18 protein-coding genes and 1 pseudogene are annotated in these 20,937 nt (G+C 70.6%); 14 read left to right on the top strand and 5 right to left on the bottom strand.

Features of this window, described 5'->3' with window-relative positions; genetic code table 11:
- Positions 1-7: 7 nt before the first annotated feature.
- The 3 genes from RCP38_RS18150 to RCP38_RS18140 are packed head-to-tail and all read right to left on the bottom strand — an operon-like array spanning position 8 to position 3,199.
- Positions 8-1,285, bottom strand: a complete 1,278-nt coding sequence (locus RCP38_RS18150; protein WP_308474299.1) for a PucR family transcriptional regulator — start codon at positions 1,283-1,285, stop codon at positions 8-10.
- Complete coding sequence (locus tag RCP38_RS18145) at positions 1,282-1,980, bottom strand: type 1 glutamine amidotransferase (RefSeq protein WP_308474298.1); 699 nt, start codon at positions 1,978-1,980, stop codon at positions 1,282-1,284. Before RCP38_RS18145 ends, RCP38_RS18150 begins: the two co-directional genes overlap by 4 nt.
- Positions 1,973-3,199, bottom strand: a complete 1,227-nt coding sequence (locus RCP38_RS18140; RefSeq protein WP_308474297.1) for a Mur ligase family protein — start codon at positions 3,197-3,199, stop codon at positions 1,973-1,975. The genes RCP38_RS18145 and RCP38_RS18140 overlap by 8 nt, the downstream gene beginning before the upstream one ends.
- 86 nt (positions 3,200-3,285) lie before the next feature.
- On the opposite strand from RCP38_RS18140, the gene RCP38_RS18135 reads away from it, so the two are divergent.
- On the top strand, positions 3,286-4,284 hold the full coding sequence (locus RCP38_RS18135) for a DEDDh family exonuclease (protein WP_308474296.1): 999 nt from the start codon (positions 3,286-3,288) through the stop codon (positions 4,282-4,284).
- Between the two features lie 7 nt (positions 4,285-4,291).
- On the opposite strand, the gene RCP38_RS18130 is transcribed toward RCP38_RS18135, so the two are convergent.
- Positions 4,292-4,891, bottom strand: coding sequence for a hypothetical protein (locus tag RCP38_RS18130; protein WP_308474295.1), 600 nt, complete (start codon positions 4,889-4,891; stop codon positions 4,292-4,294).
- Between the two features lie 121 nt (positions 4,892-5,012).
- Positions 5,013-6,827 carry a 2-isopropylmalate synthase gene (leuA, locus tag RCP38_RS18125; RefSeq protein ID WP_308474294.1) on the bottom strand — a complete coding sequence of 605 codons (1,815 nt, stop codon included), beginning with the start codon at positions 6,825-6,827 and terminating at the stop codon, positions 5,013-5,015.
- A gap of 217 nt (positions 6,828-7,044) precedes the next feature.
- Here leuA and RCP38_RS18120 point away from each other — a divergent pair, with 217 nt between their 5' ends.
- The 13 genes and pseudogenes from RCP38_RS18120 to RCP38_RS18065 all read left to right on the top strand — a co-directional run bounded on the left by RCP38_RS18120 (position 7,045) and on the right by RCP38_RS18065 (position 20,926).
- Positions 7,045-7,266 carry an antitoxin gene (locus tag RCP38_RS18120; protein WP_308474293.1) on the top strand — a complete coding sequence of 74 codons (222 nt, stop codon included), beginning with the start codon at positions 7,045-7,047 and terminating at the stop codon, positions 7,264-7,266.
- Positions 7,263-7,724 (top strand): type II toxin-antitoxin system VapC family toxin, encoded by a 462-nt coding sequence (locus RCP38_RS18115; protein WP_308474292.1) that lies wholly within the window; start codon positions 7,263-7,265, stop codon positions 7,722-7,724. The genes RCP38_RS18120 and RCP38_RS18115 overlap by 4 nt, the downstream gene beginning before the upstream one ends.
- A 64-nt stretch (positions 7,725-7,788) precedes the next feature.
- The gene (locus RCP38_RS18110) at positions 7,789-9,054 is read left to right on the top strand and encodes an aspartate kinase (protein ID WP_308474291.1); all 1,266 of its coding nucleotides are present in this window, start codon (positions 7,789-7,791) and stop codon (positions 9,052-9,054) included.
- A 2-nt stretch (positions 9,055-9,056) separates the two neighbouring features.
- The gene (locus tag RCP38_RS18105) at positions 9,057-10,094 is read left to right on the top strand and encodes an aspartate-semialdehyde dehydrogenase (protein ID WP_308474290.1); all 1,038 of its coding nucleotides are present in this window, start codon (positions 9,057-9,059) and stop codon (positions 10,092-10,094) included.
- 72 nt (positions 10,095-10,166) lie between these two features.
- Positions 10,167-11,312: a DUF4185 domain-containing protein gene (locus RCP38_RS18100; RefSeq protein WP_308474289.1), complete on the top strand. Its 1,146-nt coding sequence runs from the start codon at positions 10,167-10,169 to the stop codon at positions 11,310-11,312.
- Between the two features lie 362 nt (positions 11,313-11,674).
- Positions 11,675-12,190 (top strand): PGRS repeat-containing protein, encoded by a 516-nt coding sequence (locus RCP38_RS18095; protein ID WP_308474288.1) that lies wholly within the window; start codon positions 11,675-11,677, stop codon positions 12,188-12,190.
- Positions 12,190-12,405 carry a hypothetical protein gene (locus tag RCP38_RS18090; RefSeq protein WP_308474284.1) on the top strand — a complete coding sequence of 72 codons (216 nt, stop codon included), beginning with the start codon at positions 12,190-12,192 and terminating at the stop codon, positions 12,403-12,405. Before RCP38_RS18095 ends, RCP38_RS18090 begins: the two co-directional genes overlap by 1 nt.
- A gap of 16 nt (positions 12,406-12,421) precedes the next feature.
- Complete coding sequence (locus tag RCP38_RS18085; protein ID WP_308474287.1) at positions 12,422-12,580, top strand: hypothetical protein; 159 nt, start codon at positions 12,422-12,424, stop codon at positions 12,578-12,580.
- Positions 12,581-12,720: 140 nt separating this feature from the next.
- Positions 12,721-14,727, top strand: a complete 2,007-nt coding sequence (locus tag RCP38_RS18080; protein ID WP_308474286.1) for a hypothetical protein — start codon at positions 12,721-12,723, stop codon at positions 14,725-14,727.
- A gap of 580 nt (positions 14,728-15,307) precedes the next feature.
- Positions 15,308-15,556, top strand: a pseudogene (locus RCP38_RS19990) (PGRS repeat-containing protein); the annotation flags it as partial.
- A 64-nt stretch (positions 15,557-15,620) separates the two neighbouring features.
- Positions 15,621-15,848, top strand: coding sequence for a hypothetical protein (locus RCP38_RS18075; protein ID WP_308474285.1), 228 nt, complete (start codon positions 15,621-15,623; stop codon positions 15,846-15,848).
- Positions 15,848-16,063 carry a hypothetical protein gene (locus RCP38_RS18070; RefSeq protein ID WP_308474284.1) on the top strand — a complete coding sequence of 72 codons (216 nt, stop codon included), beginning with the start codon at positions 15,848-15,850 and terminating at the stop codon, positions 16,061-16,063. Before RCP38_RS18075 ends, RCP38_RS18070 begins: the two co-directional genes overlap by 1 nt.
- Positions 16,064-16,147: 84 nt before the next feature.
- A complete protein-coding gene (locus tag RCP38_RS18065) occupies positions 16,148-20,926 on the top strand; it encodes a PE family protein (protein WP_308474283.1) in 4,779 nt (1,592 codons plus the stop codon).
- The last annotated feature ends 11 nt before the right edge of the window (positions 20,927-20,937 follow it).

The raw sequence follows: 20,937 nt of genomic DNA, 5'->3' as shown, positions 1-20,937 counted from the left end.
CGGCCGGCTATTCGGCTTCGGGAGACAAGGGGGACAACACGCTGGTGCCGTACCACTGACACAGCAGCAGGGCGATCTCCACGTCCAGGCGGTCCTCGGCGATCGGGCGGCCCCGCCGCTCGACGGCCCGCTGCACCCGGTATTTGACGGTGTTGACGTGGAAGTGCAGTTGTTCACCGGCCGCTTTGAAGCTGGAACCGGTCCGCAGGAACACCCGCAGGGTGTCGCGCAGCCGGCCGTCGCCCTCGGTGTCGGCGGCCAGCGGGCCGAGCACCTCGGCGACCCAGGCCCGGGCGGCGGCCACGTTCTCACCGCCCAGCAGCGCGGCGGCCGACAATCCGGGATCACCGGCGGCACTGACCCGGTTGGCCGGCACCCCGGACGCCGCGGCCAGGGTGTGGGCGGCCAGCGCCTGCTGATGCGACCGGCGGAAACCCTCCACACCGGGCAGCGGTTCGCCGATCGCCACCCACGGCTGATCGGCCGCGTCGTGGGCGCCGGCGCGGATCCGTTCCACCACGCCGTCCGCGGCCTCCGAGGCCAGCGGCAGCCACGCCCACCCGGTGGTGCTGTCGGCGGGGATGAACAACGGCGCGCCGTGCACCGGCAGCGTGTCGGCCAGCTGCTTGACGAATCCCTCCGCCGCGGTCAGCCGGTCCTCGTTGGCGTCGGGATACCACACCACGATCCCCACATGGGTGCGCCGCAGCGGGTAGCGGATCGCGGTCGTCATCGCATCGACATCGGTGCCCTCGTCGGCGAGGATCTCGCGGACCCGCAACGCGCGCACCGCATTTCGACTGTCCAGCCAGCGTTCCCGCTCGGCCTGGTAGACCGCCACCACCTGTTGCGACATCTCGTCGATGTAGCCGAACATCAACGTCGACATCGCGCCGAGCACACTCAGGCTCAGGTCGGGATCCATGCGCGCGGAACGGATCTCCTCCAGCACCACCTGCAGTGCCACCGAATGGCCCAGCCGGTAGCCGCGCACCAGTGCGTTGACCGGCACCCCGCGTTGCGCCAGTCGCCGGGCATGCTCGAGTGCGACGGCGGGCGCGGTGACCTCGGCGACCGGAATGTTGTGCCGGATCGCCGAGAAATACGCGTCGACGTTGGCGCTGACGGTCTGGTGCAGCAACGCCAACAGCGGAGAGTCCGCGGCCAACTCGGGTGATTCCCGGGCCACCTGATCCTCGATGACCCCGATGGTTTCGGCCAGGCGGTCGTAGAGCCGCTGCGAGATCTCGATCGCGGCTTCGGCGACGCCGGGGTCCCCGGTCATGCCAACCGTTCTCGGCGCAGCAGGTTCACTTCGGGCAGCTCGAGCGGCGGCAGGTCACCGACCACCCTCGCCAGCAGCAGGTCGGCCAGCTCCGGGTTGCGGGCCAGGCACGGCCCGTGCAGATAGGTGGCGATGACGCTGCCCTGCACCGCGCCGTCGTAACCGTCGCCGGCCCGGTTACCGGCCCCCTTGGTGACCGCGCTCAACGGCGACGCGTCCGGCCCCAGCACGGTGCCGCCGCGGTGGTTCTCGAATCCGGTCAGCGGTTGGGTCAACCCGGCCAACAGCGGTGTGCCGACCACTTCGCCGATGGTGCGCGCGTCCTGCGGGGAGGTGGTCAGGTCCAGCAGGCCCACCCCGTCGACGCGTTCCCCCGCGGAGGTCTCATACCAGTGCCCGAGCACCTGGATGGCGGCGCAGATCGCCAGTACGGGGGCACCGCGGGCCGCGGCGCGCTGCAGGCCCGGGTGGGTGATCAGGTGCCGGGTGGCCAACCGCTGCGCGTAGTCCTCGGCGCCGCCCAGGGTGTAGAGGTCCAACGACTCGGGCACCGGGTCGGCCAGGGTGATCTCGACGATCTCGGCGGGAATGCCGCGCAGGCGCAGGCGCTGGCGCAGCACCACCGCGTTGCCCCCGTCGCCGTAGGTGCCCATCACATCCGGCAGCACCAGCCCGATCCGCACCGGCTCAGCCATCACCCAACCTCCGCTGCAACGCCAGGAACGCGGTGTAGTTGGCGACGACCTCGACGTGCCCCGGCGGACACGACGCGATCGCCGCGAGGGTGTCGTGCACCAGGGTGTGCGCCACGTCGGCATAGCCCAGTCGCACCGCCAGGTCGGTGCCGCGTTCGCCGGCCGCCACCACCTGCACCTGGTCGAAGTGCTCGAAGCGCACATCCCACAGCCAGGACAGGTCCTCGCCGTCGGGCACCTGGCCGTTGACCGCGATCACCACCCCGGCGGCGTGGTGGTCGACCATCGACAGCGCCTCCTGCCAGCCGGCCGGATTCTTGGCCAGCAGCATCCGCACGGTGTGCTCGCCGACCTGCACGCTGCGGTAGCGGCCGGCCACCTCGTCGACCGCCGACACCGCGGCCACCGCCTGGGCGGGATCGGCGCCGAGGGCGACCGCGGCGGCCACCGCCTGGGCGGCGTTGCCGCGGTTGACGGTTCCCGGCAGCGCCAGCCGCATCGGCAGCACCAGCCCGTCCGGGCCGTACAACGCGTCGTCATCGAACCACCACTGCGGGGTGGGGCGGCTGAAATCGCTTCCGGTGGAACGCCAATGGCCGTCGCGCCGGTCGATCAGCTCGCCGCTGCGCGGGCAGCTGACCGAGTCGCCGGACCAGCCGGCGCCCGCGGCCACCCAGATCACCCGGGGACAGTCGTAGGCCGCCGAGGTCATCAGCACGTCGTCGCAGTTGGCCACCACCACCGCGTCCGGATGCCGAGCCAGGCCGGTGCGCAGCGCGCGCTCCACGGCGTTGATCTCACCGACCCGGTCCAGCTGGTCGCGGGACAGGTTGAGCAAGACGATCACCGCGGCATCTACTGCGTCCAAGACATGCGGGACGTGCATCTCGTCGACCTCGAGGGCGGCCCGCTGCGCGGTCCGGTCGGCGGCCAGCGCGGCGACCAGCCCGGCGTCCATGTTGGCGCCCTCGGAGTTGGTGGCCACCGGGCCCAGGTCGGCCAGTGCGGCCGCGAGCATGCGGGTGGTGGTCGACTTGCCGTTGGTGCCGGTGACGATCGCGGTGCGTCGGCCGGCGCCGAGCTGCCGCAGGATCGAGCGATCCAGGGTCATCGCGATCAGGCCGCCGATCATGGCGCCCGCACCGCGGCCGGTCACCCGCGACGCCCACCGGGCCGTGGCGCCGGCGGCCAGCGCCAGGCGTCCGCGGGCGGTGATCATGGCCGTGAGTTTAGGGCCGCCGGTTAAGTCGGCGACACGGGCGGTGGGGACCCGCATACGTCACCGGGGCATGTCATCCTCGTCACATGAGTGCGCGGTGGGGGCGCCCGGCCCGTGAACCCGGCGACGGCTGGGTGGTGGTCGACGTCGAGACCTCGGGCTTCCGGCCCGGCCAGGCCCGGGTGCTCAGCGTCGCCGCGCTGGCGCTCGACGCCGAGGGCCGGGTGGAGCAGTCGGTGTCACACCTGGTCAATCCGGGCACCGACCCGGGCCCCACGCATGTGCACGGGCTGACCGCGGAGATGCTGGCCGGCCAGCCGCAGTTCGCCGACGTCGTCGACGAGATCACCGAACTGCTGGCCGGACGCACCCTGGTCGCCCACAACGTCGCATTCGACTACACCTTCCTGGCCGCCGAAGCCGAGATGGCCGGCGCCGTGCTGCCGGTGGACTCGGTGATGTGCACGCTGGAGTTGGCGCGCCGGCTGGATCTGGGGCTGCCCAACCTGCGGTTGCAGACGCTGGCGGCGCACTGGGGCGTGGTGCAGACCCGGGCGCACGACGCGCTCGACGACGCCCGGGTGCTGGCCGGGGTGCTGCAGCCGTCCCTGCAGCGCGCCCGGGAGCGCGACGTGTGGCTGCCGGTGCGGCCGGTGACCCGGCGGTGCTGGCCCAACGGCCGCATCACCCACGAGGAACTGCGACCGCTCAAGGCGCTGGCCTCGCGGATGCCGTGCGCCTACCTCAACCCGGGCCGCTATGTGCGGGGCCGCCCGCTGGTGCAGGGCATGCGGGTGGCGTTGTCGGCCGAATGCACCCGTACCCACGAGGAACTCGTCGAACGCATCCTGCACGCCGGGCTGGCCTACAGCGACGTCGTCGACGCCCACACCTCACTGGTGATCTGCAACGACGACCGGCCCGAGCAGGGCAAGGGCTATCTGGCGCACGAACTCGGGGTGCCGACGGTCTCCGACGACGACTTCATGGCGCGGGTGGGCGGGGTCGGCGGCGTCGTCCCGGGCACCGGCATCGAGGACTTCGTCGACGACGGGGCTCCCGGGGACCAGATCTCGCTGTTCTGAGGCGGCCTCAGGCCGGGATGTCGAAGAGCAGGATGGGGTCGGGACCGAACACGTACAGGTAGTCCGTGATGCCCGCGTCCGATGTCACCACTTCGTTGGCGATGCCGAAGAACGTGAAGAAGTCCGCGGTCATGTCGTCGGGCAAGCTGACCGATTGCGAACCGAACAGCGTGAACCCGGCCAACTGCAAACCGGAGGCATCCCACGTCGTCCCGGCCGGTAGGCCGGTACCGGCACTGTCGCTGACCACGTTGGAGTCGACCACGTAGGCGAACGGGACCAACGGGAATGGTGGGCCGAGCTGGTAATGCGTCAGGATGCTGTCGAATGAGCCGGTGGTGTTGCCGTCGGAGTCGAAGATCTGCCAGTTCGTCGTGGTTTGGTAGGCGGTGTAGTTGATGCCCGGAATCGACCCGAGATCCTTGGAGTCGGTGAAGTCATAGTCGTAGTCCGAGCCCAGTTGCGACGACGGCCAGTGGCTGAAGTCGTTGGGGCTGAACGGTTGATTCGACGGGTCAGCGTTGGCGACTGCGCCGACCAGTGCCACACCGCCCAGGGCAGCGCCTAGGACGATGCCCGGCAGGAGTGTGATCCGGCGAATGCTCACGGTGCCCCCCGATCTGCCTTACCGGACTTCGGTGAGTATCCGACCTAAGCCGATGTGGCTGACTATCCACCGACTTGAAGCTGAGCGCAACCTGTCGTTGGGGTGTGCACGTGCCCGCGGACTACGTGCGAGCCGCCCGGTTCACCGCGGAGACCACCGCCCGCAGTGACGCGGTGGTGATCGACGGCGCGATCCCCACACCCCACACGGTGTTGCCACCGATCTGCGCCTCCACATACGCCGCGGCCTGGGCCTCTTCGCCGGCGCTCATGGCGTGCTCGGAGTAGTCCAGCACGTTCACCTGGACGCCGATGTGCCCCAACGCATCGACGAATGCCGCCAGCGGGCCGTTGCCCTCACCGGCGATCTCGGTCTCCACCCCGTCGACCAGCACGACGGCTTCGATGCGGTCGGTGCCGTCGTCGGTCTCGGCGGCGATCAACTTCTGGTGCATCCGTTCCAGCGGCGTGATCGGGTTCAGGTATTCGTCGGCGAAGGCATCCCACATCTCCTTGGGGGTGACCTCGCCGCCCTCGCCGTCGGTGAGCTGCTGGATGACGCGGGAGAACTCGATCTGCAGCCGGCGCGGCAGCACCAGGCCGTGGTCGGTCTTCATCACATAGGCCACGCCGCCCTTGCCGGACTGCGAGTTGACCCGGATCACCGCCTCGTAGGTGCGGCCCACGTCGCGCGGGTCGATCGGCAGGTAGGGCACCTGCCAGAGGATGTCGTCGACGTCGGAGTCGGCGGCGTCGGCGTCGATCTTCATCTGGTCCAGGCCCTTGTTGATGGCGTCCTGGTGGCTGCCGGAGAACGCGGTGTAGACCAGGTCACCGCCGTAGGGGTGCCGCTCGGGCACGTTGAGCTGGTTGCAGTACTCCACGGTGCGACGGATCTCGTCGATGTTGGAGAAGTCGATCTGCGGGTCCACGCCGCGGGAGAACATGTTCAGCCCCAGCGTCACCAGGCAGACGTTGCCGGTGCGCTCACCGTTGCCGAACAGGCAGCCCTCGATCCGGTCCGCCCCGGCCTGATAGCCCAGTTCGGCGGCGGCCACCGCGGTGCCGCGGTCGTTGTGCGGGTGCAGGCTCAAGATCACCGAGTCCCGGCGGGCGAGGTTGCGGCTCATCCACTCGATCGAGTCGGCGTAGACGTTCGGGGTCGCCATCTCCACGGTGGCGGGCAGGTTGAAGATGATCGGGTTGTCCGGCGTCGGTTGGATGACGTCGCCGACGGCGTCGCAGACCCGCTTGGCGTACTCGAGTTCGGTCCCGGTGTAGGACTCCGGGGAGTACTCGTAGCGCCACCGGGTGCCCGGGTGCTTGGCGGCCTCCTCCAGGCATTTGCGGGCCCCGGCCACCGCGATCGCCTGCACCGCGTCCTGGTCGGCGCGGAACACCACCCGCCGCTGCAGGATCGACGTCGAGTTGTAGAAGTGCACGATCACGCTCGGCGCGCCCGAGCAGGCCTCGAAGGTGCGCTCGATCAGCTCGTCACGGCACTGGGTCAGCACCTGCAGGGTGACGTCGTCGGGCACCGCGCCGTCGTCGATGATCTCGCGGACGAAGTCGAAGTCGGTCTGGCTGGCCGAGGGGAACCCGACCTCGATCTCCTTGTAGCCCATCGACACCAGCAGGTCGAACATCCGGCGCTTGCGGGCCGGGCTCATCGGGTCGATCAGCGCCTGGTTGCCGTCGCGCAGGTCGACCGCACACCACAGCGGGGCACGGTCGATGACGCGGTCGGGCCAGGTGCGGTCCGACAGTGTGATGGGCTCGACCTCGTCGGCGAAGCTGCGGTAACGGTTGACCGGCATCGCCGAACCCCGCTGGGGGTTCCAGGACGGCTGGCCCGGACTGGGGGGACCCGCGGGCTTGGTGATGGCGCGGGAAGACGTGAAAGCGTCAGCGCTGGAAGGGCTGGAAAAAGTAGTCATGATGTTCGCTCCGGCTAGTCAGGACGTGTCCAGGGGACTCAGACCGGCGCATCGACGAAACCCGCGACGGGAAGCCGGTCTCGGTCAGACCCCGTCGCGGCGTCCGAGCAGGAGCGCGCGCAGCACGTAGGGAAGTCTACCGCGCCGAGGAAAGCAGGAGAAACTCGCAGCGCAAGTGGATTGCGCATCAGATGCGATCAATGGAAGCATCAGATGCATGAGGACCACAATCGACCTTGATGACGACATTCTGCGCAGGTTGAAGATTCGTCAGCGCGCCGAGCGCAAGACTCTGGGGCAGTTGGTATCCGAACTGCTCGCGCAGGCGCTCGCAGCCAGTCCCCGGCCGGTGGTCGATATCGCATGGACCACGGCAGATCTGCGCCCCCGCGTCGACCTCGATGACAAGGATGCGGTCTGGACGGTCCTGGACCGGTGAGTGAAACATTCGACGTCAACGTCCTCGTTTACGCAACGCATCGCGCGAGCCCGTTTCACGATCGGGCAAGGGCGCTTGTCGAACGATTCCTCGCCGGTCCCGGCCTTGTTTACCTGTTGTGGCCAGTCGCCCTCGGCTATCTGCGTATCGTCACGCACCCAGGTCTGCTAGATGCGCCATTGTCGCCTGAGGTCGCCGGCGCCAACATCGATCAATTTGTCTCCCGGCCCCATGTTCGGTTCGTCGGCGAGGCAGACGGGTTCTGGGAGGTTTATCGGCGGGTCGCGGCGGGGGTAAGCCCCCGAGGCAACCTGGTACCGGACGCTCATCTGGCGGCACTCATGCACCAGCACGGCATCTCGACGATCTGGACCCACGACCGTGACTTCCGCAAGTTCGACGGGATTACCGTCCGCGATCCCTTCGGCGATTCCTCCTTCGACGGCCAGAATTCCTAGCACGCGCGCGTCCCACTATCCTGGCTAGGTCTGTTCACCCCATCCGGACCTGAAAGGACGACCCGTGGCGCTCGTCGTACAGAAATACGGCGGATCATCGGTGGCCGATGCCGACCGGGTCCGCCGGGTCGCCGAGCGCATCGTCGGGACCAAGAAGGCCGGCAACCAGGTCGTAGTGGTCTGCTCGGCGATGGGCGACACCACCGATGACCTGCTGGACCTGGCCCAACAGGTCTGCTCCGAGCCGCCGGCCCGGGAGCTGGACATGCTGCTGACCGCCGGCGAACGGATCTCCAACGCGCTGGTCGCGATGGCCGTCGAGGAGCTGGGGCATGAGGCCCGCTCGTTCACCGGCTCGCAGGCCGGCGTCATCACCACCGGGGTGCACGGCAAGGCCAAGATCATCGACGTCACCCCAGGCCGGCTGCAGGCCGCGCTCGGTGAGGACCAGGTGGTGCTGGTCGCCGGTTTCCAGGGCGTCAGCCAGGACACCAAGGACGTCACCACGCTGGGCCGGGGCGGTTCGGACACCACCGCGGTGGCGCTGGCCGCGGCCCTGAAGGCCGACGTCTGCGAGATCTACACCGACGTCGACGGGATCTTCAGCGCCGACCCGCGGATCGTGCCCAACGCCAAGCGCCTGGACACCGTCACCTTCGAGGAGATGCTCGAACTCGCCGCGTGCGGCGCCAAGGTGCTGATGTTGCGCTGCGTGGAGTACGCGCGGCGCTACCACCTGCCCATCCATGTCCGGTCCTCCTACTCGGACAAGCCCGGCACCATCGTTTCCGGATCGATCAAGGACATCCCCATGGAAGACGCCATCCTGACCGGAGTCGCTCACGACCGCAGTGAAGCCAAGGTGACCGTGGTCGGCATCCCCGACCTGCCCGGCTACGCCGCCAAGATCTTCCGCGGCGTCGCCGACGCCGACATCAACATCGACATGGTGCTGCAGAACGTCTCCAAGGTCGAGGACGGCAAGACCGACATCACCTTCACCTGCCCGCGGGACAACGGCCCGGCCGCGGTGGCCAAGCTGGAATCGCTCAAGAGCGAGATCGGCTTCACCGAGGTGCTCTACGACGACAAGGTCGGCAAAGTGTCGCTGATCGGCGCCGGGATGCGCAGCCACCCCGGTGTGACGGCCACCTTCTGCGAGACGCTGGCCGACAACGGCGTCAACATCGACCTGATCTCCACCTCCGAGATCCGGATCTCGGTGCTGTGCTCCGAAGACGACCTGGACAAGGCCGTGGTCTCGCTGCACGAGGCGTTCGGCCTCGGCGGCGACGAGGCGGCCACCGTCTACGGCGGGACGGGGCGCTAATCATGGTCTCCATCGGTGTGGTCGGTGCGACCGGCCAGGTCGGCCAGGTGATGCGCACCCTGCTCGCCGAGCGCAACTTCCCGGCAGATCAGGTGCGGTTCTTCGCCTCGGCCCGCTCGGCCGGGCGCAAGCTGGAATTCCGGGGCGCCGAGATCGAGGTCGAGGACGCCGCGACCGCCGACCCGAGCGGCCTGGACATCGCGCTGTTCTCCGCGGGTGGGGCGATGTCGAAGGTGCAGGCACCGCGGTTCGCCGCCGCCGGGGCCACCGTGATCGACAACTCCTCGGCGTGGCGCAAGGACCCCGAGGTGCCCCTGGTGGTCGCCGAGGTGAACTTCGACCGCGACGTGCGCGGAGCGAAGTTGGCCAAGGGCATCATCGCCAACCCGAACTGCACCACGATGGCGGCCATGCCGGTGCTCAAGCCGCTGCACGACGAAGCCGGCCTGACCCGGTTGATCGTCTCGACCTACCAGGCGGTTTCGGGGTCCGGGCTGGCCGGCGTACAGGAGTTGGCCACCCAGGTCCGGGCGGTCGCCGACGGCGCCGAAGGACTGGTGCACTCCGGTGCGGCGGTCGATTTCCCGGCGCCGGACTGCTATGTCGCGCCGATCGCGTTCAACGTGGTGGCACTGGCCGGCTCGCTGGTCGACGACGGGTCCGGCGAGACCGACGAGGACCAGAAGCTGCGCTTCGAGAGCCGCAAGATCCTCGGTGTCCCCGAATTGCTGGTCAGCGGAACCTGTGTCCGGGTGCCGGTGTTCACCGGTCACTCGCTGTCGATCAACGCCGAGTTCGCCCGGCCGCTGTCGCCGCAGCGCGCCACCGAGTTGCTGGCCGCCGCGCCGGGCGTGACCGTGACCGACGTGCCCACCCCGTTGGCCGCCGCCGGCGCCGACGACTCGCTGGTGGGGCGGATCCGGGTCGACCCGGGTGCGCCCGAAGGCCGCGGACTGGCGCTGTTCGTCTCCGGGGACAACCTGCGTAAAGGTGCGGCACTCAACACGATTCAGATCGCCGAACTGCTGGCGGCGGGATAACTCCCGGCAACGCTCTGGCCGCCTGAAGCGCCGAACGTGCACCGGCTGCGAAGATTCGCCCAGAATTTCGCAATGGTTGCACGCTCGGCGGGATGTCTTGCCTCTGCGGCGCTGGCGGCGCTGACCGGCGGGCTCCCGGTCGCCCAGGCGGACCCACCGGCCCCGGCGCCGCACCCGATTCTGTGGCCGCTGGCCGAGGGGCAGGTGGTCCGGGTCGGTCCGGCGGCCGGAACCGGCACTCCCACCGGTGATTACGGAATCGGCGCCACCGACCTGTGCGAGTTCATGGCCTTCCCCGCCGCGGTGCTGCAGATCTGCGGCGACAGCTTCGCCGGGCAGGGTGTGGGCTACGGCGGCTGGTACTCGCCGATCGCGCTGCGCGTCGACCCCGACTCGGTCGACGACCCCGACGGGATGCGTTACATCGGAGTGCTCGGGGTGGACCGGCCGCTGCTGGCCGATCCCGCACCGGCGGGCTGCACCCAACTGCCGGCCGGGGTGGTTTCGATCAACCGGACCAACTACCTGATGGTGACCACCGCCAAGATGCTGGTACCGCAGTCCTCGCGGCTGGTGAAAGCCGATGCCGCGCAACCGGGTTGGCGAACGGTCCCCGGCTCGGTACGGTCGGCCTCCTACCAGGATTCCGGGCAGTCGCAGATCAGCGGCTACTACGACCCGATACCGACGCCGGAGTCGGACACCGGCTGGGTGTACCTGGTGGCCAACAACTTCGACCGCAGCTCCCCGGTGCGGCTGTACCGGGTGGCACCGGGGAAGTTCACCGACCGATCGGCCTGGCAGGGTTGGTCGTCCACCGACGGCTGGGGACACCCGCCCACCCCGTTGTGGACCGACCAGGTCGGCGAACTGAGCCTGCGCCAGGTGGACGGAAAACCGGTGTTGTCCTACTTCAACGGCACCACCGGGAACATGGAAGTGCGGGTGGCCTACGACCCGACCGGGTTGGGTACCGCGCCGGTGACCACGGTGGTCCAGCACGCCGACTGGCCGGAGGCGCCGGTGCCGGTCGAGACACTGCCGTCGCCGTTCGACAACCGGCTGGCCCAGCCCTACGGCGGTTACATCTCACCGGGCTCGACCCTGGATGAACTCCGCGTCTTCGTCAGCCAGTGGAATACCCAGCCGCGTGACCGGGCGCCGTATCGGGTCATCCAGTTCGCGGTCAACCCGTTCAAGCCCTGGTCGGTCGGCTGAGCCGCGCGGAATATCTGAGGGTCGCCGCAGAGCTGCCGTTGACTTTCCTGTGTTCATTTCGGTGGATGAGGCTCCGCCGAACCGTACTCTGAGCGGCAAGCAAGGGCCCAATACCACGCATCACATGCGCTGACGGATTCGGGGTGACTCAAATGGCTCGAGGTTTCCGGCACTCGGCGGTGGGGGTGTGTGTGGTGTTGGGGTTGGGGCCGTGGGGTGGGGTGGTTCGGGCGGATGTGGGGGATGGGGATTGGTGGGTTGAGGGTGGGTCTGTTGTGGGGGTGGCGGATTCGGGGGATTGGGGGTCGTGGGATTGGGGGGCGTTGTTTGAGGAGTTTGTGTATGCGCCGTTGCATGCGGGGGTGGAGGCCTGGATTGGGTCGGAGTTGGGGGTGGTGGTCGGTGGTGCGGTGAATGGGTTGTTGGGGTCGTTTGCGATTGGTGATGGTGCGGCGGGGACGGCGGAGGATCCCGATGGTGGTGCGGGTGGGTGGTTGTTCGGTGATGGTGGGGCGGGTTTTGACGGTTCGTTGAGTGGTGTTGCCGGTGGTGATGGTGGTGCTGCGGGGTGGTTTGGCGATGGGGGTGCCGGTGGTGCTGGGGGTGGGGGTTTCGCGGGTGGTGATGGGGGTGCTGGTGGGTCGTTGATGGGTGTTGGTGGTGCGGGGGGCGCTGGTGGTGTTGGTGGTGTGGGTGAGCCGGGGGTGCCGGCGGTGATGGGGGCGCTGGTGTGGGGTGGTTGTTTGCCGCGGGTGGGTCCGGTGGTGTCGGTGGTGATGGTGGTGTGGGGGCCGCCGGTGATGTGGGTTTTGTTGGTGGCGTGGGTGGTGTTGGTGAGGTTGGTGGTGTTGGGGGTGCGGGTGGCGCGGGGGTGGTAGTGCGTCGCGGTTGTTTGCTGTGGGTGGTGCTGGGGGTGCGGGTGGCAATGGGGGTGTTGGGGGTGTTGGCGGTGCTGGTGGTGATGGTGCTGTCGGGGATGGGTCGTTTGTGGTGGGTGCGGGTGCTGGTGGGGATGCGGGTGTGGGGGCGATGGTGGCGCGGGTGGCGCCGGTGGTGTGGGTGGTGCTGGGGGTGGGGTTGTTGGTTGGGGTAGTGCGGGGTTAACGGTGATGGGGGTGTTGGTGGCGATGGGGGTGAGTCGGGTGCTGGGGGTAATGGTGGTGATGGTGCTGATGGTGTGGGGTGGAGTGTTGATGGTGGTGCCGGGGGTGCGGGGGCGAATCCGGGTGAGGCCGGGGTTGGTGGTGTCGGGGGTGCGGCCGGTGTAGGTGGGCTCCATGGCTCGGGCCAAGCAGGAGCCGACGGGAACACCGGCGCCGTTGCCACAGGTGGCGGCAACGGCGGACACGGCGGTGACGGATTCGCCTACGGCGCAACGGGACTGCGGCCGACTCTGGGAATGTCGGAGATGGCGTCCCCCGATGCGTTCACCGTGCAGGCGGCCGGCGACTCGTCAGGTCCGACCGGTGGAAGTGGGGGTGCGGGCGGGAACGCCAGCGCGATCAACGGCGTCGGTGGCGACGGGGAGCGGGGAGCCGGGGGTAACGGAGGCAATGGCGGCAACGGCGGGTACGCCGGCGGTAGCGGCGGCAAGGGCGGCGACGGCGGCGCCGGCGGATCCGGGGGACGGGCAGCCAGACCGGCGCCGGTGGGGCCGGTGGCGTCGGCGGTGCAGGCGGTATCGGCGGCAACGGCGGTAACGGAACCGGAAGCGGCACACCGGAATCACCTGGACTGCCCGGAAACGGCGGGCAAGGCGGAGCGGGCGGTGCCGGCGGGACCGGGGGCGCCGGCTACGTCGGCATGGCCGGGGTCTCCGGAGTCGGACTCGGCAACGGTGAAGCCGGTGGTGCGGCCGGCAGCGGGGGGCACGGCGGCGCCGGCGGTGCCGGGGGAAACGCGGGCACCGGAATCAACAGCTCGGTGGGCGTCAACGGTGCCGGTGGCCACGGCGGTGACGGCGGGCGGGGCGGCAATGCCGGAGCGGGCGGCAACGGGGCACTCGGGGCATCCGGGATCGCTGGGGGGACCGATATCGGTGCAGGGCGTGGTGGTGGAGGCAACGGCGGTTCCGCGGGTGCCGCGGGAAGTGGCGGCGACGGCGGCGTCGGGGGCCGGTGGGACGACGGCGGGCGGTACCGGCGGTGCCCACGGAATAGGCGGCGACGGCGGCCGCGGCGGCGACGGAGCCACCGGCGGAACCGGACAGCAGGGTGCGGCCGGCGTCGTGGGTGTCGCGGGATCCGGTGGCAGCCTGGGCGCCGGCGGTAACGGCGGCAACGGCGGGGATTCCACCTTCGGGGGAGCCGGCGGTAAGGCCGGCGGCACCGGAGCGGACGCGGGCGCGGCCGGATTGAGCGGCACCAGTCCCATCGGCGCGGCCGGCAACGGTGGCGCGGGCGGCAACGGTGCAGCGGCCACCGCTGTCGCGGGGACCGGGGGCAACGGCGGCAACGGTGGCGCGGGCGGCAACATCGGCAACGGCGGCGCAGGCGGCGACGGCGGCAAGGGCGGCGTTGGCGCCACCGGAACTCAGCCGGCACCGGCCGGGCAAGCGGCGCCGGGCGTCAACGGCGCGGATCAGGCCTGCACGATATTCCTGGGCGTCTGTGTCATCGGTACCGTCACCCCCGCGACCGCGGGCGGCCCCGGAACTACTTCGACCACCAGCGGTCAAATCGGCGGAAACGGCGGTAACGGCGGCAATTCCAGCGCGCTCATCGGCACGTTGGCGGGCAACACCGCCGCCAACGGCGGCAAGGGCGGCGGTGGCGGTGCTGGTGCCGCCGGCGGTACGGGGGGACTCGGCGGCACTGCTACCAGCGGCGGGCTGCTCAGCCTGATCAATTCGGGTCGCGGCGGAAATGGCGGTGACGGCGGGGCCGCCGGAACGCTCGGTCCGAACGCGGTCGGCGGCAGCGGTGGACTGGGTGGTCACGGTGGAGCCGGGGGCGCCGGCGGCTCGATCTCCGGCAACGGCGGCAACGGTGGCACCGGCGGCGCGGGCGGCACCGGCGGCGTCGGAGCCGTCGGTGCGGCAGGTGGCGCCGGCGGCGCCGGCGGAAACGCGACCGCGACCGTCTCGGCACTCGGCACACTCATCGGAGGCAACGGGGGCAACGGGGCCAACGGAAGTACGGGTGGCGCCGGTGGCACCGGGGGCGACGGCGGCATGGGAGGTGCGGCCGGTGCCTCGGCGCACGGCACCGCGGGAGCGGCCGGTGCCGGCGGAACCGCGGGTGTCGGGGGTGCCGGCGGGGGTGGCGGCGCCGGCGGAGCGAAGGGTCCCGGCGGCGTAGCCGGTGGTCCGATCGGGCTGTTGCAGACGCTGGTGCAGGGGCAGCCAGGCACCGCCGGCGCCTCCGGAGCCCCCGGAGCCCCCGGCGGCCCCGGGAAGGCCGGCGCCTCCGGCTGACCCTCGGTCATCTTCGGAAGCGGTCGCACTGTGGTCCGTCCGGACCCCCACCGAGTCCGAAGATCGGTAATCGCGGGCAGATTTCCGGTCATGGAGCCTGAAAAGCGTCTTTCCGTTGATCTTGATGGTCGGACGCCAACAGGGGCGCTGAGCTGCGGAAACAGGCTCATTATCACAACCTGAGAACAAGATCAGTGAAATACACCAAAAAAAGTGTGAGTAACTTCACCCAATCTTGGGTTGCAACCAGTTAGCGTCTCCGATGTTAAGGGTTGTTTCAGCGACCCGTTGCCTCGTGTCGGGAGGAAATCGAAATGGCTCGCAATCGGCGTGTGGGGATGGGTTCGGTTTCAGATCGCCGCCGGGGTAGCGGTGAGCGGCCCGGGCGTCGCGGTCGCGGGGCGGGTTCGGTGGGCTCGGCGGTGGGTGTGTGTGTGGTGTTGGGGTTGGGGCCGTGGGGTGGGGTGGTTCGGGCGGATGTGGGGGATGGGGATTGGTGGGTTGAGGGTGGGTCTGTTGTGGGGGTGGCGGATTCGGGGATTGGGGGTCGTGGGATTGGGGGGCGTTGTTTGAGGAGTTTGTGTATGCGCCGTTGCATGCGGGGGTGGAGGCCTGGATTGGGTCGGAGTTGGGGGTGGTGGTCGGTGGTGCGGTGAATGGGTTGTTGGGGTCGTTTGCGATTGGTGATGGTGCGGCGGGGACGGCGGAGGATCCCGATGGTGGTGCGGGTGGGTGGTTGTTCGGTGATGGTGGGGCGGGTTTTGACGGTTCGTTGAGTGGTGTTGCCGGTGGTGATGGTGGTGCTGCGGGGTGGTTTGGCGATGGGGGTGCCGGTGGTGCTGGGGGTGGGGGTTTCGCGGGTGGTGATGGGGGTGCTGGTGGGTCGTTGATGGGTGTTGGTGGTGCGGGGGGCGCTGGTGGTGTTGGTGGTGTGGGTGAGCCGGGGGGTGCCGGCGGTGATGGGGGCGCTGGTGTGGGGTGGTTGTTTGCCGCGGGTGGGTCCGGTGGTGTCGGTGGTGATGGTGGTGTGGGGGCCGCCGGTGATGTGGGTTTTGTTGGTGGCGTGGGTGGTGTTGGTGAGGTTGGTGGTGTTGGGGGTGCGGGTGGCGCGGGGGTGGTAGTGCGTCGCGGTTGTTTGCTGTGGGTGGTGCTGGGGGTGCGGGTGGCAATGGGGGTGTTGGGGGTGTTGGCGGTGCTGGTGGTGATGGTGCTGTCGGGGATGGGTCGTTTGTGGTGGGTGCGGGTGCTGGTGGGGATGCGGGTGTGGGGGCGATGGTGGCGCGGGTGGCGCCGGTGGTGTGGGTGGTGCTGGGGGTGGGGTTGTTGGTTGGGGTAGTGCGGGGTTAACGGTGATGGGGGTGTTGGTGGCGATGGGGGTGAGTCGGGTGCTGGGGGTAATGGTGGTGATGGTGCTGATGGTGTGGGGTGGAGTGTTGATGGTGGTGCCGGGGGTGCGGGGGCGAATCCGGGTGAGGCCGGGGTTGGTGGTGTCGGGGGTGCGGCCGGTGTAGGTGGGCTCCATGGCTCGGGCCAAGCCGGAGCCGACGGTGCCGATGGCCAGCGGAACCTCGGCGGCGGCAACGGCGGACACGGCGGTGACGGCTACGACTTCAGCGCGGCGACCCCGGGCAACGGCGGCGCCGAATCCGGCGGAATGCAGCTGTTCGGCCTCATGGCCACCGCCCCGCGGGGCGGCAACGGCGGGATGGGCGGTGCGGCCGCCGAACTGGCCGGTGACGGCGGTGACGGCGGCGACGGCGGTTCCGGCGGCGCGGGCGGCAACGGCGGTAACGGCGGATGGGCGGCCGGTAACGGCGGCCTGGGCGGGAACGGTGGTAACGGCGGGGCCGGCGGGACCGGCAGCCTGACCGGTGTGGGCGGCAGCGGCGGCCTCGGCGGCGACGGCGGCAAAGGCGGCAACGGCGGCAACTGGACCGGCGATCAGCAGAGCCTCGACGCCGGAGCACCCGGCACCGCGGGCAACGGCGGCGGTGGCGGCCTCGGCGGATCCGGTGGGGAAGGCGGAAGCGGCTATGCCGGCGCGAAGGGGCTGACCGCCGGAGAAGATGGCGGCGAAGGCGGTGCCGGCGGCACCGGCGGCAAGGGCGGCACCGGCGGTGGTGGCGGCAATGCGGGCACCGGTGCCAACAGCACCGTGGGCGTCAACGGCAACGGCGGCAACGGCGGCGTCGGGGGTAACGGCGGTTCGGCCGGCGCCGGCGGTGAAGGGGCCGAAGGTGACGCCACGTTCCTGGTCAACAACGGTGCCGGGGGTAACGGCGGTTCCTCGGGCACTGCGGGTTCGGGCGGTCAAGGCGGCGCCGGTGGCGGCGGTGGCAGCACCGTCGGCGGCTCGGGCGGCAACAACGGCTCCGGCGGTAACGGTGGTGACGGTGGTGACGGCGCCAAGGGCGGCAACGGCGGTAACGGTGCCGCCGGCGTGCTGGGCCTGGCGGGCTCGCACGGAGAACTCGGCGCCGGTGGCAACGGCGGCAACGGCGGCGATTCCGACGTCGACGGCGGTGCGGCCGGTACGGGTGGCGCGGCCGGCACGGGCGGGACGGGTACCGCGGGCGCCGATGGAATCGCGGGCACCGGCGGTGGTGCCACCTCCGGTCCGGCGGGTAATGGTGGTGCTGGTGGTGTGGGTTATGACCCGTCGGCGGCGAATTCTGGTGCGGGTGCTGGGGTTTCGGGTGGTAACGGTGGTGTTGGGGGTAATGGCGGCAATATCGGTAACGGTGGTGCCGGGGGTGCGGGTGGTTCGGGTACCGAGGGTCAGTCCGGTGTTGCGGGTTCGTCGCCGGGGGCTAGTGGTACGTCGGGGACCAATGGTGGTTCCGGTGGCAACGGTGGTGCCGGTGGCCTGGGTGGTTCGGTGTCGGGTGATGGTGGCAAGGGTGGTGCCGGGGGGACGGGTGCCGATGGTGGGGATGCCGGTGCCGGTGCTGCGGGGCTGGCGGGGTCGTTCGGCAACGGTGGCAGTGGCGATGGTGGCAATGGTGGAAATGCGGGCGCGGCCGGTAAGGGTGGCGACGGTGGCGCCGGTGGTGTCGGTGGTGGGGTGGCCGTCGGTGGTTCGGGTTCGGTGGGGTTGTCGGGTACCGGTGGTGATGGCGGTGATGGTGGTGCCGGGGCCAAGGGTGGCGATGGCGGTGGTGGTGCCCATGGTGTGGCGGGCCAGCTCAACTCTGCGGGGAATTCCGGTGGTGGTGGTGATGGTGGCGATGGTGGTGATTCGTCGCAGGGTGGTGCCGGTGGTGCGGCCGGTGCCAATGGTGGGGCTGCGGGTGGTGTCGGTGACGGGGTTACGGGTCCGGCGGGCAATGGTGGTGCCGGTGGTGATGGGTATGACCCGTCGGCGACCAATGCCGGTGCCGGGGTGTCCGGTGGCAATGGTGGCGCCGGTGGTGATGGCGGCAATATCGGTACCGGTGGTCAGGGTGGTGCGGGTGGTTCGGGCACTGCCGGGGTCAGCAATACCGGGGTGGTGGCCGGTTCCGGTGATGGGGTTGCCGGTGGCAACGGTGGGTCTGGTGGCAATGGTGGTGCCGGCGGTAACGGTGGCGAGGATTCGGGTGCGGCCGGCGCCGGAGGTGCCGGTGGCAACGGCGCCAACGGCGGCGGCGGCGGCATAGGAGCCGCGGGTGTCGACAACTCCGCACTGACCAACGGCGCCGCAGGCGGAGACGGCGGCAAGGGCGGTACCGGCGGCACCGGCGGCGGAGGCGGCAACGGTGGTGCCGCAGGCAAACTCCTCGGCGGCACCGGCGCCTCGGGCGTGGTGGGCACCAACGGCAACGGCGGCGAAGGTGGCAGCGGTGGGGACGGTGGCGCCGCCGGTGGCGGTGCCGCCGGGGCCGCCGGGGTCTCGGGCGTTGCGGGCGGCTCGGACACCGGCGGCAGCCTGGGCGGCGGTGGCAACGGTGGCAGCGCCGGAAGCGCCGGCGCGGGCGGTGCCGGCGGCGCGGGCGGTGCCGGTGGTTCGACCGCGGGAACCGCCGCGGGCACCGACGGTTCCGGCGGTAACGGCGGTGAGGGCGGTGACGGCGCCAAGGGCGGTAACGGAGGCAACGGCGCCGCCGGGGCCGCCGGGACGGCCGGATCGGGCGGCGCGGCGGGCGCCGGTGGCAACGGGGGCAACGGCGGGGACTCCTCGCAGGGTGGCGCCGGTGGTGCCGGCGGCCTCGACGGCGACGGCAGCGGCACCGGGCAGGCCGGAAACGACGGTGCCGGCGTCACCGGTCCGGCGGGTAATGGTGGTGCTGGTGGTGTGGGTTATGACCCGTCGGCGGCGAATTCTGGTGCGGGTGCTGGGGTTTCGGGTGGTAACGGTGGTGTTGGGGGTAATGGCGGCAATATCGGTAACGGTGGTGCCGGGGGTGCGGGTGGTTCGGGTACCGAGGGTCAGTCCGGTGTTGCGGGTTCGTCGCCGGGGGCTAGTGGTACGTCGGGGACCAATGGTGGTTCCGGTGGCAACGGTGGTGCCGGTGGCCTGGGTGGTTCGGTGTCGGGTGATGGTGGCAAGGGTGGTGCCGGGGGGACGGGTGCCGATGGTGGGGATGCCGGTGCCGGTGCTGCGGGGCTGGCGGGGTCGTTCGGCAACGGTGGCAGTGGCGATGGTGGCAATGGTGGAAATGCGGGCGCGGCCGGTAAGGGTGGCGACGGTGGCGCCGGTGGTGTCGGTGGTGGGGTGGCCGTCGGTGGTTCGGGTTCGGTGGGGTTGTCGGGTACCGGTGGTGATGGCGGTGATGGTGGTGCCGGGGCCAAGGGTGGCGATGGCGGTGGTGGTGCCCATGGTGTGGCGGGCCAGCTCAACTCTGCGGGGAATTCCGGTGGTGGTGGTGATGGTGGCGATGGTGGTGATTCGTCGCAGGGTGGTGCCGGTGGTGCGGCCGGTGCCAATGGTGGGGCTGCGGGTGGTGTCGGTGACGGGGTTACGGGTCCGGCGGGCAATGGTGGTGCCGGTGGTGATGGGTATGACCCGTCGGCGACCAATGCCGGTGCCGGGGTGTCCGGTGGCAATGGTGGCGCCGGTGGTGATGGCGGCAATATCGGTACCGGTGGTCAGGGTGGTGCGGGTGGTTCGGGCACTGCCGGGGTCAGCAATACCGGGGTGGTGGCCGGTTCCGGTGATGGGGTTGCCGGTGGCAACGGTGGGTCTGGTGGCAATGGTGGTGCCGGCGGTAACGGTGGCGAGGATTCGGGTGCGGCCGGCGCCGGAGGTGCCGGTGGCAACGGCGCCAACGGCGGCGGCGGCGGAACCGGCGCCAACGGCACCGCCGGAACCTCCAGCGCGGTGGCCGGCACCGGCGGTGGCAACGGCGGTCAGGGTGGCACGGGTGGAGCCGGCGGCAACGGCGGTGTGGGCGGCAAACTGCTCGGTGGCAACGGCGCCCAGGCCGCGACCGGCACCGGCGGCAACGCCGGATCCGGTGGCAACGGCGGCCTAGGCGGCAACGGCGGCGCCGGCTACACCGGCACCGCGGGTACTTCCGGGGCCAACTCCGGGGCCGGTCAGAGCGGTAGCGCCGGTGGACTCGGCGGTCACGGTGGCGCCGGCGGAGTCGGCGGAAACGCCGGCACCGGTAGCAGTGTCGGCATCAACGGTTCCGGCGGATCGGGCGGCCAGGGCGGTATCGGCGGCAATGCGGGCTCCGGCGGCACCGGTGCGGGCGGCGTCACCGGTGTGGCCGGCTCCAACGGCAGCCTCGGCGCCGGCGGCGACGGCGGCAACGCGGGGGCCGCCGGCAAGGGCGGCGCGGGCGGTACCGGTGCACTCGGTGGTTCCACCGCCGGCAGCACTGCAGGCACCCAGGGCGTCGGCGGCACCGGCGGCAAGGGCGGTGCCGGGGCCGTCGGCGGCGACGGCGGCAACGGCGCTACCGGCACCTTCACCGGCGGCAACGGCAACGGCGGCAACGGTGGCGACGGTGGCAACGGTGCCCTCGGCGGGGCCGGCGGCACCGGCGGCACCGGCCGCATCAACGGCGGCAACGGTGCCGGCGGCGCCCTGCCTTCGCCACTGCCGTCGGGCAACGGAGGCCAGGGCGGCAACGGTGCCAACAACACCGCCCCCGGCGGTGTCGGCGGCAACGGCGGGGACGGCGGCAACGGCGGCATCTTCGGTATCGGCGGGGACGGTGGCAACGGTGGCAACGGCGCGGGAGGCCAGGGCCAATCGGGCTCTCCCGGCTAGGCGCACCCTCG

Source organism: Mycolicibacter sp. MU0083 (assembly GCF_963378075.1).
GTDB lineage: Bacteria > Actinomycetota > Actinomycetes > Mycobacteriales > Mycobacteriaceae > Mycobacterium > Mycobacterium kokjensenii.
This window is presented reverse-complemented; position numbering and strand designations above follow the sequence as displayed.